At 68.2% G+C, this 14,293-nt stretch carries 11 protein-coding genes; 5 read left to right on the top strand and 6 right to left on the bottom strand.

What is annotated here, in order from left to right; all coding sequences use genetic code 11:
* Nucleotides 1-267: 267 nt before the first annotated feature.
* Nucleotides 268-1,011, bottom strand: a complete 744-nt coding sequence (locus AC5QAH_RS13710; protein WP_495232406.1) for a basic secretory protein-like protein — start codon at nt 1,009-1,011, stop codon at nt 268-270.
* A complete protein-coding gene (locus AC5QAH_RS13705; protein WP_329764978.1) occupies nt 1,008-4,352 on the bottom strand; it encodes a GH92 family glycosyl hydrolase in 3,345 nt (1,114 codons plus the stop codon). The genes AC5QAH_RS13710 and AC5QAH_RS13705 overlap by 4 nt, the downstream gene beginning before the upstream one ends.
* A 421-nt stretch (nt 4,353-4,773) precedes the next feature.
* On the opposite strand from AC5QAH_RS13705, the gene AC5QAH_RS13700 reads away from it, so the two are divergent.
* Genes AC5QAH_RS13700 through AC5QAH_RS13690 form a run of 3 tightly spaced genes read left to right on the top strand, consistent with a single transcriptional unit; the run spans nt 4,774 to nt 7,414 of the window.
* Nucleotides 4,774-4,971, top strand: a complete 198-nt coding sequence (locus tag AC5QAH_RS13700; RefSeq protein ID WP_005410967.1) for a zinc-finger domain-containing protein — start codon at nt 4,774-4,776, stop codon at nt 4,969-4,971.
* Nucleotides 4,972-4,986: 15 nt separating this feature from the next.
* Entirely contained in the window at nt 4,987-6,102 is a 1,116-nt protein-coding gene (locus tag AC5QAH_RS13695; protein WP_241884968.1) for a glycosyltransferase, read from the top strand.
* The gene (locus tag AC5QAH_RS13690) at nt 6,083-7,414 is read left to right on the top strand and encodes an O-antigen ligase family protein (protein ID WP_495232405.1); all 1,332 of its coding nucleotides are present in this window, start codon (nt 6,083-6,085) and stop codon (nt 7,412-7,414) included. Before AC5QAH_RS13695 ends, AC5QAH_RS13690 begins: the two co-directional genes overlap by 20 nt.
* A 100-nt stretch (nt 7,415-7,514) precedes the next feature.
* Here the strand turns inward: AC5QAH_RS13690 and AC5QAH_RS13685 are convergent, their stop codons facing one another.
* The gene (locus tag AC5QAH_RS13685; RefSeq protein ID WP_010480797.1) at nt 7,515-8,432 is read right to left on the bottom strand and encodes an LpxL/LpxP family Kdo(2)-lipid IV(A) lauroyl/palmitoleoyl acyltransferase; all 918 of its coding nucleotides are present in this window, start codon (nt 8,430-8,432) and stop codon (nt 7,515-7,517) included.
* 60 nt (nt 8,433-8,492) lie between these two features.
* Between AC5QAH_RS13685 and waaA the strand changes: the two genes are divergently transcribed.
* Nucleotides 8,493-9,791 (top strand): lipid IV(A) 3-deoxy-D-manno-octulosonic acid transferase, encoded by a 1,299-nt coding sequence (waaA, locus tag AC5QAH_RS13680; RefSeq protein WP_010480795.1) that lies wholly within the window; start codon nt 8,493-8,495, stop codon nt 9,789-9,791.
* Between the two features lie 229 nt (nt 9,792-10,020).
* On the top strand, nt 10,021-11,241 hold the full coding sequence (locus AC5QAH_RS13675; RefSeq protein ID WP_495232404.1) for an APC family permease: 1,221 nt from the start codon (nt 10,021-10,023) through the stop codon (nt 11,239-11,241).
* 100 nt (nt 11,242-11,341) lie between these two features.
* On the opposite strand, the gene AC5QAH_RS13670 is transcribed toward AC5QAH_RS13675, so the two are convergent.
* The 3 genes from AC5QAH_RS13670 to AC5QAH_RS13660 form a co-directional block, all read right to left on the bottom strand.
* Nucleotides 11,342-12,700, bottom strand: a complete 1,359-nt coding sequence (locus AC5QAH_RS13670) for a TolC family outer membrane protein (protein WP_010480790.1) — start codon at nt 12,698-12,700, stop codon at nt 11,342-11,344.
* Nucleotides 12,701-12,716: 16 nt separating this feature from the next.
* The gene (locus tag AC5QAH_RS13665; protein ID WP_019338821.1) at nt 12,717-13,364 is read right to left on the bottom strand and encodes a protein-L-isoaspartate O-methyltransferase family protein; all 648 of its coding nucleotides are present in this window, start codon (nt 13,362-13,364) and stop codon (nt 12,717-12,719) included.
* Between the two features lie 136 nt (nt 13,365-13,500).
* Nucleotides 13,501-14,181: a TetR/AcrR family transcriptional regulator gene (locus AC5QAH_RS13660; RefSeq protein WP_019338820.1), complete on the bottom strand. Its 681-nt coding sequence runs from the start codon at nt 14,179-14,181 to the stop codon at nt 13,501-13,503.
* Nucleotides 14,182-14,293: the final 112 nt, after the last annotated feature.

Raw genomic sequence — 14,293 nt, 5'->3', positions numbered from 1 at the left:
CCGATGAATTGCAGTCCGGCGGTCATTTCCCTGCAACGCCGCTGCGGCCCAATACGCCCACGCGGCCTGGCCGTGGGAAGGGACCGGACCGGCCTTCCCACCCTGGGCCCGACCAACTTTCCATGGGCGAGGGTGTCATGCGCAATCGAGTGACGCGGCGGTACTTCCAGCAGTTGTTCGCGCTGTACGCCGGCTTCGTGCAGTCGCGCTGAGGCCGCGATGCGGTAGCGCCGGGCAATGCCCGGCGAACGCAAAGTGCGTGGGGGCTCAGTGCCGCTTGCCGCGGCGTGCGGGGGCCGGCGGCGGTGCATCCGAACGCGGCTTGGCGTACTGCGCCCACAGCGCTGGCAGGGCCTTGCCGGTGTGCTTCTGCCACAGCGTCGGTGCATAGCGGCCGTCGCGCAGGGCCTTGTCCAGTGCGAGCACCAGTCCCGGGTGTTCGGCGTCGGCCCACTTCAGGAACGCACCGGTCACCCGGTAGCCACTGTCGAAGTTCTGTCCCTTCTCGACCTTGCTCGGCAGTGCCCAGCCCGCGGCGGCATTGTCCATGCCGTAGCGGTCGCGTGCGTAGTCGGCGATGCCTTCCACCAGCCAGCCCGGCACCCGCGCGTCGCCGTAGCCCGGATAGCCCTGCACGATGTGCATGGCCTCATGGGTGACCAGGTCGATGTCGTTCGGGTGTTGCGCCAGCCACCCCGGGTTGATGGTGATCGTCGCTGCGTGGTCCTTGTCGCCGACGAAGGCGATGCCGGTGTAGGCCGGATCGATCACGATGCGCACCATCGACGGCGCCGCCGGATGGAAGTCCGCACGTTCGCGCAGATAGGCGAAGAAGAACGTATCGATCACCCGCTTGCGCTGCGGCGCGGCCAGCGCGCCACGGGCGTCCTGGTAGTTCAGCGTCACGCCGTCGCGGGTCAGCTGCGTATCGAACGCCTGGGTCTGGCCGAAACTGGAGAAGGACAGGGCAACAAGGGCCAAGGGCAGAAGACGGAAGCGCATGCCGCTCATTGTACGGTGCCGGCCGCCAGCAGTTCGATCTCCGCCAGCGGCAGCCGTGCCGGTGCCGCCAGGCGCAGGCGGTACTCGCTGTAACGACCGGGTTTGGCGATCCGGAATGGACGGGTCTGGCGGGCGGATTCGAAGTCTTCGCCGCTGCGCTGGTCGAGCACGGCCCAGCTGCCGCTGCCGTTGCGCGCTTCCAGCGTCCACTCACCGCCCTGGATGCGGCCGTCGCCGCTGGTCAGCGTGTACATCGTCGGGGTGCCCTCGGCCAGGCCGGTCAGCGCGATGGTTGCGCCGCTACCCAGGCCCACCGTCGTGCCGGCATCGTCATCGAGCAGCGCGGGCAGGGCACGGCCATCGGCCAGCGTCGCCTTGGTGCCGCTGCCGAGCAGGTCGTGCAGCAGCTGGGGGCGCTGGCCGCGCGGGGTCAACGAGCGCGGCACATCGTCCACGCCACTGCCCCAGCGCGAGGGACGGGGGCCCATCACGAAGTCGAGGGTCGCGCCCTTGGCGATCAGGTCGTGCGGCACCCAGGTCTTCGTCCACGGCGTACCGTTGATCTTCAGCGACTGCACGTAGACGTTCTCACGCGAGTTGTTGGCCGCGTTCACGGTCAGCACCGCGCCACCCTGCAGTTCCACCCGCGCGTGACGGAATGCCGGCGAACCGATCACGTACTCCGGGGCGCCCATGCGCAGCGGGTACAGGCCCAGCGAGGCCAGCACGTACCACGCCGAGGTCTCGCCATTGTCCTCATCGCCCGGGTAGCCCTGGCCGATCTCGCTGCCGACGTACAGCCGCGACAGGATCTCGCGCACATGCTGCTGGGTCTTCCACGGCTGCCCGGCGTACAGGTACATCCACGGGATGTGGTGTGCCGGCTGGTTGCTGTGCGCATACATGCCCATGCGCACGTCGCGCGCTTCGGTCATCTCGTGGATGGTGCCGCCGTAGGAACCGGCCAGTGCCGGGTCCGCGGTTTCCGGTGTGGCGAAGAAGGTATCCAGCTTCGCCGCCAGCTTTTCGCGGCCTCCGTACAGCGCCGCCAGGCCCTCGCCGTCGTGCGCGGCGGTGAACGCGAACGTCCAGCCATTGGATTCGGTGTAGTCGTGACCCCACACGCGCGGGTCGTAGGCCTTGGCGTCCACGCGCCAGCGCCCATCGGCCTTGCGGCCCTGGAAGAAGCCTGCGTCCGGGTCGAACATCGTCGCGTAGCTGGCGGCGCGGTGGCGGAAGTAGTCGGCTTCGGTGCTGTAGCGCTCGCGTGCCGCCGGCGTGGCCGCGCGCTTGGCCAGGGCGTCGGCCATGTTGGCGATGCCGAAGTCATTGAGTGCACCTTCCATCGTCCACGACATGCCTTCGTGCACGTTGGCGCTGGCATAGCCACGGAAGGTCGAGCGGTCCATGCCCTTGCGGCCGACGTGGCGGTCAGGCGGGACCACGGTCGCGTTCTTCAGCGCGGCCGCGTAGGCCTCTGCCGGATCGAAGCCGCCGACGCCTTTCAGCCACGCATCTGCAAAGGCCACGTCCGAGCTGGTACCGACCATCAGGTCGGCGTAACCCGGCGACGACCAGCGCGCGATCCAGCCGCCGGCGCGGTACTGCTCGATGAAGCCCTGCACCAGCTGGCCGGCATCGTCGGGCGTGAACAGCGCATAGGCCGGCCAGGTGGTGCGGAAGGTGTCCCAGAAGCCGTTGTTGACGAATACCTTGCCGTCGCGCACGGCGGCGTAGCTGCGGGTCGCGCTGCCCTCGGTGTTGTCATCGCTGGCGCTGGCCTGGTTGGCGTAGCGCCACTCCGGTGCGGCGGCGCTGCCCACGTTCTCATGGCCGGAATTCGGGTACAGGAACAGCCGGTACAGGCTGGAATACAGCGTGGTCTTCTGGTCGTCGCTGGCATCGCCGATGTCGAAGCGGGCCAGGCGTGCGTCCCATGCATCCTGCGCACGGCCGGACACGCTTTCCAGCGTGTCGGCCGCGGCGATTTCCAGTGCCAGGTTGTGCCGCGCCTGCTCCACCGAGATCAACGAGGTGGCGATGCGCATGGTCACCCGCCGGTCGCTGCCCGCATCGAACTTGATGTAACCGGTCGGGCGACCGGTGTCGAGGCGCCCACTGCTGCGCCAGGGCTTGTCGAAGCGGGCCACCACGTACATGCGGCTGGCGCCGTTGGACAGGCCACTGCGCGTGTCGGTATAGCCGGACAGCGTCTGCGTGGCGGCGTCCAGAGTCAGGCCACCGCGTGCATCGACATTGTCGAACAGCAGGTTGGCGTCGCCGCCCTCGGGGAAATCGAAGCGGAACAGCGCCGCATGATCGGTCGGCGCGATGGCGGCGGCGATGCCGTTGTCGAAGCGCACGTCGTAGCGGTAAGGGCGGGCGCTCTCGTGGCTGCGATCGAACGACAGCGCGCGCTTGCGGCGGTCGGCCTCCGGCACGCCACGGCTGGCCGAGGGCATCACCTGGAAGGTCTGGCGGTCGCCCATCCACGGGCTGGGCTGATGGCTCAGCGCAAGCGCCTGCAGTTGCGGGCGGTTTTGTGCGTCGTTCTGTTCGTTCCAGCGGTACAGCCAGTTCAGTGCGCCGGCATCGGTCACCGGAGTCCAGAAGTTGAAGCCGTGGGGTACCGCCGTGGCCGGGAAATTGTTGCCGCGCGAGAAGGTGCCGTTGGCCTGGGTGCCACGGGTAGTCAGCACCCAGTCGGAGACGCGTTGCGGCTGTTGTCGCGGCTGAGCATCCAGGCGCACGTCGTCGATCCAGCCGGCGACCGGTGCACCGTCGGCACTCGCCACCTCCAGTTCGATCGCCACCACGCGGCGACCGTTCAGCGCGGGCACGTCGCCCAGTCGCACCGCCTTGCGTGCCCATTGCTGCGGATACAGCGTCTTCGACACGCCCTGCGCGTGTGCGCCAAGGGCTATACCGTGCTGGTCGCGTGCCGCGCCGGCCGAAACGCGGCTGCCATCGTCCAGCAGCAGGTCCAGTGACACATAGGTCGAGGCCACGGTGTCCTTGCCGACGATCTCCGGCAGCACCAGCCACGACAGGGTGGTATCGGCCTCGATCGGCAGATCAGTCTTGAACAGCTCGCGCCGCGCGCTGCCGCCTTCGCTGCTGTAGCGCAGTGCATGCAGGCCGCTGTAGCCCACATTGCGCTTGGCGGCGTAAGGCGCCGCAGGGCCGTTGCCGATCGTGACCTGCAGTGCACCCGCGGCCTGCGACGGGGCAGGTTCGCCGGGCTCGAACGAGGTCTGCAGTCCCTGTGCCAGCACCGGCATCGCGGTAGTCGCACAGGCCAGGGCCAGGGCGAGCGGAAGCAGGGCGCGGCGTGGATCGGACAGGGTCATGCAAGGGTCTCCCGGAAGGGCAGGCGGCGGGCAGAACCCGCATCGGCGGACACCACGGACAGCATCGCTCCGCCCGCCGGGATGGCAGTGGAAGAAGCGATGCCGGTCCGGTGGGGGCGGGCCATGCGATCGGGTCGGATTGGGGCAGGCCGGTTCACGACCTGGCCCGATCCTGCAACAGCCGTGGCAACCTGACAAGTGCCATTTAGTTCGATCCAAATGCGGGAAATATCGTTGTCGGTGGTTTCCCGGCGTGAACCTGCAGGATTGGTCGGGAATTTCCACCGGCACCCCATCCCGAGGTGGCATGCAAGGTCGCAGGGAATCGGCCCGGTACGCGCAAAGACCCGTTGCGGCGCAATGTCGGGGCGGCCCGGATGCTAGAATCACAGGCCTCGCAACCCGTTCATCGACATCCGCCATGAGCCATACCGCCACTGCGCCCGCCAACGCCGAGAAGCGCTACACCGTGCACCGCAGCGATCTGCCGCTGAGCTGCCCGACCCCGGAAATGGCGCTGTGGAACTCGCATCCGCGCGTGTACCTGCCGATCGAAGACGAGCCCAACGGCGAAGCGCAGTGCCCGTACTGCGGTTCCGTGTTCGTGCTGGCCGACTAAGCGGCCGCCCCTTCGATGCGCCGATTGACCGTGGTGCAGTTGCTGCCGGCGCTGCACTCCGGCGGCGTCGAGCGCTCGACCCTGGAAATCGCTGCGGCCCTGGTCGCCGCCGGCCATCGCGCGTTGGTAGTGTCGGCTGGCGGCCGCCTGGTGCAGCCGCTGCTCGATAGCGGTGCCGAGCACCTCACTCTGGACATCGGCCGCAAGTCGCTGCTGACCCTGCGCCATCTGCCGACCCTGCGCCGACTGTTCGCCGAGGTTGGCGCGGACGTCGTGCATGCCCGCTCGCGGCTGCCGGCCTGGCTGGGGTTGTACGCGATCCGCGCCATGCCCGCCACGCAGCGCCCGCACTGGGTGACCACCGTGCATGGATTGAATTCGCCCAGTCGCTACAGCGCGGTGATGACCAGCGGTGAACGCGTGATCTGCGTGTCCAACAGCGTGCGCGACTACGTGCAGCGGCACTATCCGACAGTTCCCGAAGCGCGGCTGCAGGTGATTCCGCGCGGCGTCGATGTCGCACAGTTTCCGCGCGTGGCCCGCGCCGACCGCCGGCCACGACTGGCGCTGGCAGCCGACTACCCGTGGCTGGCACAGGTTGAGGGCCCGCTGCTGCTGCTGCCGGGGCGGGGCACCCGGCTGAAGGGACATGCTCATGCGCTGCAGTTGCTGGCGGATGTACGCGCCGCCGGTGTGCCGGCACAGCTGTGGATGCTGGGCACCGATGAACCGGGCCGTGAAGCCTACGTGGCCGACCTGCGCCGGCAGGCCGCTGCTTTGGGCGTGACCGACGCCGTGCAGATCAGCACACCGACCGCGCGCATCGCCCAGGCCTATGCGGCCAGCGATCTGGTGCTGCAGCTGTCGGACAAGCCCGAAGCATTCGGCCGTACTGTGGTCGAGGCGCTGTCGGTGGGCCGCCCGGTGCTGGGCTGGGATCATGGTGGCGTCGGCGAACTGCTGCGGCAGCTGCAGCCCGCTGGCGCGGTGCCGCTGGGCGATGCACGCGCGCTGGGTGAACGTGCGCTGGCCCTGCTGGCGCAGCCGCCGTCCTTGCCGACCCGCATCCCGTTTACCCTGCAGGCCATGCAGCGCGATACCCTCCGCCTCTATGCCGACCTCGCCGGCTGACCCCGCCGTCACCGTGCGCGACGACCGCGCCGGGCGCTGGGCGCCCTGGTGGGTGCTGGCGTACGTGGCGATGTGGCCGTTGCCGGGCATCGCCGAAACCATTCTCGGTCTTGGCGCGGTCTACGCCGCCGCGCGCATGGTCATGCGCCGCCTGCAGCGTCGTCCGCACCTGTTGAGCACGGCAGCGTGGGCGCTGACCTCGATCCTGTTCCTCGGCTATTGGCTGCCGCAGGCGTTCTCGGCGTTTGATGCGATCGATCCAGCAGCGTCGTGGACGAAGGCGGCCGCCGGCCTGCGATACCTGCCCTTCATGTGGCTGGTGGCGATCGCGGTGGCCACGCCCGAACGGCGGCGGCTGACCTTCGGTGGCCTGGCGCTGATCACCGGCGCATGGACCCTGGATGCGCTGGTGCAGGCGCTGGCCGGAACCAGCCCGTGGTTCTGGTCGCTTGAGCAGCTGAAGCTTGCGGTGAGTGGTCACCCGTTGTGCCCGGCCACTGAGGCGGCCGTGGTCGATCGCCTCAGTGGGGCACTCGGGCCGTGCAACCTGAAGTTCGGCCAGGTCCTGGCCAGTCTCTCACCGTTCCTGTTGTTGCCGCTGGCGCGTCGCTTTGGCAATCCGGGTTGGGTACTGGCCGCAGCGGCGCTGGGCTGCGTGCTGCTGCTGGCCGGCTCGCGCGCATCGTGGATCACCTTCGCGCTGGTGCTTGCCTACAGCGGCGTGCGCCAGTTCGGCTGGAAACGGTTGGTGCTGCTGGCGCTGGTCGCTGTCCTCGGTGCGGGCGCGCTGACCGCCAGCGTGCCGCAGCTGCGCGAACGCTTCGCGCGAACGGCGTTGGCCTGGGATGGAAGCGAGCGCGCTGTCGACGAGGCACTGTCAGGGCGTGCGCGGATCTGGGACGCCGCGGCCTGCATGATCGAGCAACATCCGCTCAATGGCGTCGGTGCACGCGGCTTCCGCGATGCCTATCCAGCCTGCGTGTCTGGCGACGAACCGGCGGTGTGGGGCGATGCCCCGGCGTTGCATGCCCATCAGATCGTGCTGGAAATCCTGGCGGAAACCGGCGTGCTCGGCCTGCTGCTGTGGTTGGCAGCCGTGGCCCAGGCCTGGCGGGCCTGGCGCTATGCACCGATGGCCGCGCGTGAGCGGGCCCGCCCGGCGATGCTGGCGCTGGCGGTCACCGTGTTCCCGCTCAACACGCATCTGGCGTTCTATTCCGCGTTCTGGGGTGGCCTGACCGTGCTGCTGGCGGCGTTGTTCGCCGGCAGCCTGTTGGCCCACGAATCGGATGAATCTCCGCCGATGCAGTAGTTGCCAACCTTGGTTGGCGCCTCGGGACCGGCCTCGGTTCATCGGCGCCAGCCAAGGTTGGCGACTACCATGAGCACGCCGGCCCTTCCACCGCATCCCGTTATTTGTAGAAATCGCTCCGCCCGCCCGGCTGGCGCTTGAAACGGCGGTGGATCCACAGGTACTGGTCGGGGGCCTCGCGCACCATCTCCTCGATGGCCTGGTTGACCCGCGTGGTATCGGCTTCCACATCCTCGCTGGGAAAGTTCTCCAGCGGCGCGCCGATCTTCAGGAAGTACTTCCCGCCCTCGCGGCGGTGGAAGTAAGGAATCACCGCACAACCGGTCATCCGCGCCAGCTGGTGGGTGGCGGTAATGGTGGATGCGGTATGGCCGAAGAAGGGCACGAACACGGTGTCCTTGCCGCGCATGTCCTGGTCCGGCGCGTACCAGAGGAAGCCGCCCTTCTTCAGGTGGCGCACGGTCGCGCGGATGTCTTCATTGGCGAACATCGCCTTGGCATAGCGCAGGCGGCCGAACTTCACCGCCCACTCGTACACCGGGTTCTTGTGCTTGCGGTACATGCCTGAAAGATCGACGTAGTCGCACAGCAGGCGGCCGCACATCTCCAGGGTCATGAAGTGGCCGGACACCAGCAGCACGCCGCGGCCTTCGGCCTGCATCTGCCGCAGATGCTCGAGGCCTTCGATCTTCACCTGTGGGCGGATGCGGTCGATGCTGCCCCACCAGGCGCGGATGCACTCGAGCACGCCCACGCCCAGCGCGTCGAAGCTGTCGCGCACCAGGCGCTGGCGCCAGGCTTCGTCCTTCTCCGGGAAGCACAACTTCAGGTTGACCTCGGCGGCGCGACGGCGGCTGCCGAGCAGGCGCCAGCTGATCCAGCCGACGCCACGGCCGAGCGCACGCTGCAGCATCCACGGCAGGCGGGCGATGGCGAAGGCGCCGAGCATGGCGGTGAACATCGGCCAGTTGCGGGGATCGCGCAGCGACGGGCGGATGGCGGTGGTGGCATCGGACATGGCGCCATTCTACCAACCCGGCTGCGTGTCTTTCCCGGGGGGCTCCCGTATCCTTGCCGCATGCGTAAAGACCCTGTCGAATGGATCCTGCGCGGCCTGTATTCGGCCGTGCTCTACATCCTGCTGCCGATCACCGTGTACCACCTGGTCTGGCGCGGTTTCCGGGTCCGTGAATACTTCCGGCGCTGGGATGAGCGCTATGCCTCGTATCCGCAGCCGACAGGCCAGCCGCGGGTCTGGCTGCACGCGGTCTCGGTGGGCGAGGTCAATGCCGCCGCGCCGCTGGTCAATGCCCTGCGCCAGCAGCGTCCGGACATCCGCTGGGTCATCACCACCATCACCCCGACCGGTTCGGAGCGCGTGCGCGCGCTGTGGGGCGATGCGCTGGACCACGTCTACCTGCCGTACGACGTACCGGGCAGCGTCAACCGCTTCCTCGGCCACTTCCAGCCCAGCCTGGCGCTGATCCTGGAAACCGAGCTGTGGCCGAACATGCTGTTCGGCTGCCGCGACCGCCGCATTCCGGTCTACATCCTCAACGCCCGCCTGTCAGCGCGTTCGCTGCGCGGTTACCGGGTGCTGGCGGCGCTGATCCGCCGTGCGCTGCGTACGGTTACCTGCGTGGCCGCGCAGTCGCAGGACGACGCCGAGCGCTTCGTGCAGCTGGGGGCTGCGCGGGAACAGGTGCAGGCGCTGGGCAACCTCAAGTTCGATATCGCCACGCCGGATGTGCAGGGCTTCGTCGAGCAGTTCCATGCCTGCGTGCCCGCCGGGCGCCCGGTGTGGATCGCGGCCAGTACCCACGATGGTGAGGAGCAGGCGGTGATCGACCTGCATCGGCGCCTGCGCCAGCAGCACCCCGACCTGTTGTTGCTGTGGGCACCGCGGCACCCCGAGCGCTTCCCGAAGGTGGAGGCGCTGGCGCGCGAGCAGGGCTGGAACGTGGCGACCCGTCGCGCGAAGCAATGGCCGGAGGCCGGCACGGATGTTTTCGTCATCGACACCCTGGGTGAGCTGATGCCGTTCTATGCCTGTGCACAGGTCGCCTTCGTCGGCGGCAGCCTGCAGCCGATCGGTGGCCACAATCTGCTGGAACCGGCGGCGATGGGCACTGCCGCTGTGACCGGTCCGCACCTGCACAACTTCGCCGAGATCTCACGGCGCATGCGTGAGGCCGGTGCCTTGCTGATCGGCGAGGACGTGCAGGCGGTAGGTGACCTGCTGCAGCACCTGCTGGGCGACGCCCAGGCGCGCGAGGACATGGCCCGTGCCGGTTGCACGCTGGTCAGCAACGGCCGCGGTGCCCTGCAGCGCACGCTGGCGCTGGTCGCGCCACACCTGCCGCCCCCGCGCAGCTGAGCCGGGCAGCAACACCGCCAGGGCGGATGCTACGCGGACCGACTGACGTGATCGACTGCATCAATTCTGCTTAGCAGCCGGATTCCTGTCGCAGCAGGACCGGATGCGTGGCTGCGAACGTGTTTGTGGTCACATCGCGGTGCGCACAGTACGGATTCTGATACCGCCACTTGGCGCACGCTGCCAGCCTCCTGTCGACCGCGCTTGTGCGGATTCAAGAGGGCTTGCGATGGACAGCGATAACCGCCGTGGCCGGCACGCGCTGCTGGGAATGGATCACTTCGCGATGGTGGCGTTGACCCTGCTGCTGGGTGGCAGCGTGATCGCCCTGGTTGGCCAGTACACCGCCGCCCAAGCGGGTCCGGCCATCGTACTGAGTCTGCTGCTGGCCGTACTGGGCACGGCGCCGATGCTGTATTGCCTGCACGTGCTGAACCAGCAGCAGCCCGCAGCCGATGGCCTGCACGGCCTGCTGCGGGCCGCTTGGGGCACGGCAGCCGCGCGCCTGCTGGGTACTGCACTGCTGCTGGAACTGGTGATGACCAGCGCCGGCGTGGCGCAGTCCACGGCCAGCCACGCGCGTGCCGTGTTTGCCAGTCGCGGTATTGAAACCGGCAGCGCGCTGCCGGATCCGGTGATGGCCGTCACCAGTCTGCTGGTGCTGGGTGCGTTCGTGCTGCTGCCCCCGCGTCGCATCGCGCTGACGGTCTGCGTGTTGTTGACGGTGAAGATCGGTGTCGGGCTGTTGCTGTTGGCGCTGGCGGTTCGCCACGTGCACTACGCCAACTGGATTCCGTGGCTGCCGGACGCCACCGCGCCCTATCGATTCGGCCCCGGCGGGGTGCTGGCGGCAAGCGTGCCCTTGCTGGGGGTGTTTGCCAGTGTGGGGCTGGCACTGGGATTTCCCGGACGTGGCCGGCAGGCGCGCACGCGATCACCCTGGCTGCTGGCGGCCGCGCTGCTGCTGGCGATGCTGCTGCTGATCATGCTGGCCGCGTTGCAGGCCGGCCTGGTCGAGTTCCCGGTATTGGACAGTACGCGGCCGTTGTCGGTGGCATTGCAGGGCCATCCGCAGTTGCAGTGGCTGCTGCCGTTGCTGCCGCTGGCGGGCATGGCCGGGCTGGCAGCACTGCTGCTGGTGCTGTTGTCGCTGGCCGCACACCTGGCAGCGCAGCTCCGGCCTGTGGCCGGTGATGAAGCGCCCGGGTTGCGGACGCGGCTGATACCGATCACCGTGGTGCTGACGGCGGCGCTGCTGGCCTTGGGAGCGCCGGCCGGCGCATTGCCGGTGCTGCCGGGTCCAGCAACCCTGCTGGTGATGGCAGCCTTGTGCCCGGCGGCACTGCGTGTCCGTGCGCCGATGCCGGGTGCTGCAATGGTGCTTGCGCCCCTGGCCACGGCGCTGTGCGTGCTGGCCGCAGTGGAACGGGCAGGCGCGTGGCCGGGCTGACGGCCGGCAGATCTGCGCCATGCGTGGGTCGGGCCGTACGCGCCGCCCACAAAAAAGCCACCCTCGCGGGTGGCTTCTTCGCTGCCGGCAGGGCGACGACTCAGTGCGTGGTCGTTGCCGGGTTGCCGGCGTCCTGGGTCAGCAGGCGGTTCACGTCCTGCAGCTCGGCCACGTCCAGCGCACCCAGCGACTGGCTCAGCAGCAGACGGTTCTGCAGGAAGGTGTAGCGGGCCTGGGCGTAGTCCAGCTGCGCCGAGAAAAGGATGCGCTGGTTCTGGATCACGTCCAGCACGGTACGGGTACCGACTTCCAGGCCAACCTGCGACGCGTCGTATGCACTCTGCGCCGAGACTACCGCAAGGCGGCGGGCCTCCACTTCGCTGATGCCCTGCACCAGGGTCTGGTAGGCATTGCGGGTGTTGCGGTCCAGGGCACGCTTCTGCTGCTCGTAGCCGTCCTGGGCGATGTCACGCTGGGCCAGCGCCTGGCGCACGTTGGACTGGGTGGCTCCGCCAGCGAAGATCGGCACGCTCAGGGTCAGGCCGATGCTGTTGGTGCGCGCGTCCGGCGACAGCGAGCCGGCGCCGGTGCTGTCACCCCAGGTCGCGGTCTTGCCCCAGCTGCCGCCCAGCGACAGGGTCGGGTAGTGGCCACCACGGGCGGCCTGCACGCCGGCTTCGGCGGCGCTGACCTTCAGTTCCTGCGCCTTCAGCGCCGGATTCTGGGTGGTGGCCTGGTGCACCAGCTCGTCGATGTTGCCGCGGTTGGCCGGCACTTCCGGGCGGAAGTCCGCCGGCAGGCCACGCAGGTTGACCACCGGCTGGCCGGTCAGTTCGGTCAGGGCCTGGTAGTTATCGGCCAGGGTGTTCTGCGCAACGATGGTGTTGGCGCGCGCCTGGTCGTACTGGGCGCGGGCTTCGTGCACGTCGGTGATCGGCGCCAGGCCCACTTCCAGGCGCTTGTCGGCGAAGTCGAACTGCTTCTTCGCGGCCGCTTCGTTGGTCTGTGCGGCGTTCAGCGATTCGATCGCCACCAGCACGTTGAAGTAGGCCGCCGAGGTGCGCACGATCAGGCTGTCGTTGGCCGAATCGAGGGTGAAGTCCGCCGCCTTGCTCAGCTCACGCTGCGAACGCAGGTTGTTGATCTGGGTCCAGTTGAACAGCGTCTGGCTGCCATCGATCGTGTAATTGCGGCGCTTGTTGGTGAACGAGCCGGAGTTGATGTCGGCGTTCGGCTCGCTGCGCGTGCGGTTCAGCGTGGCCTGGCCGTTGATCTGCGGCAGCAGGGCGGCGCGCGCCTGCACGGCGCCTTCCTTGTCGACCAGCCGGGTCGATTCGGCGGCGGACAGCTGCGGATCGCCGTTGCGCGCCATTTCGTAGACCTGCAGCAGGTCGGCGGCATGGGCGGACAACGGCAGCAGGGCAGTGGCCAGCGCAACAGCGAGGGATCGGCGGATCATTGCGGCTTCCTTGGACTCAGAGGTGGAACTGGGGTGCCGGGGCGGCACCGCGCAGGTAATCGATATCGGTCTCGAACAGGGACTCGGTGCTGCCGTCGGCCTTGACCAGCAGGGCCTCCATCGCCGGCGAGCGGCCGTGGATCACGAACAGGCGACCACCCGGACGCAGCCACGAGGCGAACTGTGACGGCACCACGTCGACCGCACCAGTGACACAGATCACGTCAAAGCGGCGTTCGGTCTGCCAGGACAGGGCGTCAGCCACGTCCACGCGGACGTTGGTGCCCAGGCCGGAAGCATCCAGGCGGGCACGCGCGGCGGCGGCCAGTTCCGGGTCGATCTCCAGGCTCAGCACGTCGCGCGCCAGCGCGCCGATGCAGGCTGCCAGGAAGCCGCTGCCGGTGCCGATTTCCAGCACTTCGTCACCCGGCTGCAGATCCAGTGCCTGCAGGGTACGGCCCTCGATGACCGGCTTCATCATCTTCTGGCCATGGCCGATCGGCAGTTCGACATCGGCGTAGGCCAGCGCCCGGTGTGCATCGGCGACAAAGGCCTCGCGCGGCAGGCGGGCCAGGACGTCGAGCACCTTGATGTCCAGCACGTCCCAGGGACGGATCTGCTGTTCCACCATCAGTTCGCGGGCGTGGGCGTAATCAATCGTCATGAGGTTCAAATCCAGCGCAGTGGGCCGGCCATTTTACCGGTGCCGGAGGCCGGCGGCGCGCCCAGAGCATCAGCTTTCGGGCGGCCGGGGTCGCAGTGCCGGAAGTCATCGCGACCTCCGGTTCGTTCAGTTTTGGTTATTCAGCCGTCCCGGCCCCTCGCGGCGCATAAGCGCGCAGGAAGAAGTCGATGCTGGCGGTCACATGGGCAAGAGGGTCGCACTCCACCGGTGACAGTGGCATGCCGCACATCATATGCATGTGCACTTCGCCCTTGACCAGGGTCAGGAACTGCTCGCCAGCCAGCGAATAGTCGGTGATGTCCAGTTCGCCGCGCTCGGCGCGTGCCCGCAGGAAGTCAGCCAGGGCCTCGCAGGTGCGCTCCGGGCCTGCCTTCCAGAACAGCTCGCGCAGGCGTTCGTCGGTCTCCGGCGCCATCATCATGCGCTGGATCGAGATCGCCGCATCGGAGGTGATCAGCTCGAAGAAGGCCAGGCCGATGCCGATCAACTGGTCGCGCAGCGGGCCGTCCGCGTCGGCCACGAACAGGGCATCGGGCAGCATTTCAATGCACTTGGACTGCACGGCCTCGGAAAACAGGGTTTCCTTGTCGCCGAAGTGGCTGTACACGGTCAGCTTCGAGACGCCGGCCTGGGCGGCAATGGCGTCCATGCTCACGCCGGTATAGCCCTGTTCGATGAACAGTACCTTGGCTGCTTCAAGGATCGCCGCGCGCTTGCCCAGATCCTTGGGGCGCCCGGGTCCGGCGGCCTTGGCAGCAGGCTTGGCCGACGGCTTGCGGGAAGTGGAAGAACTCATCGCAACAATACTAGACCAAGCGGTTCGATATTTATACTATACCGGCCGGTTTATTAAATTGGGCCGGCAGTCGCGGCTCCCCCTTGTTGCAACCCTGCGTTTTCAGGACGTT

This window comes from Stenotrophomonas sp. YJH_SMC_43, from assembly GCF_059372535.1.
Note: the sequence above shows the minus strand (reverse complement) of the source record. Positions and strands in the feature narration are given on the sequence as shown.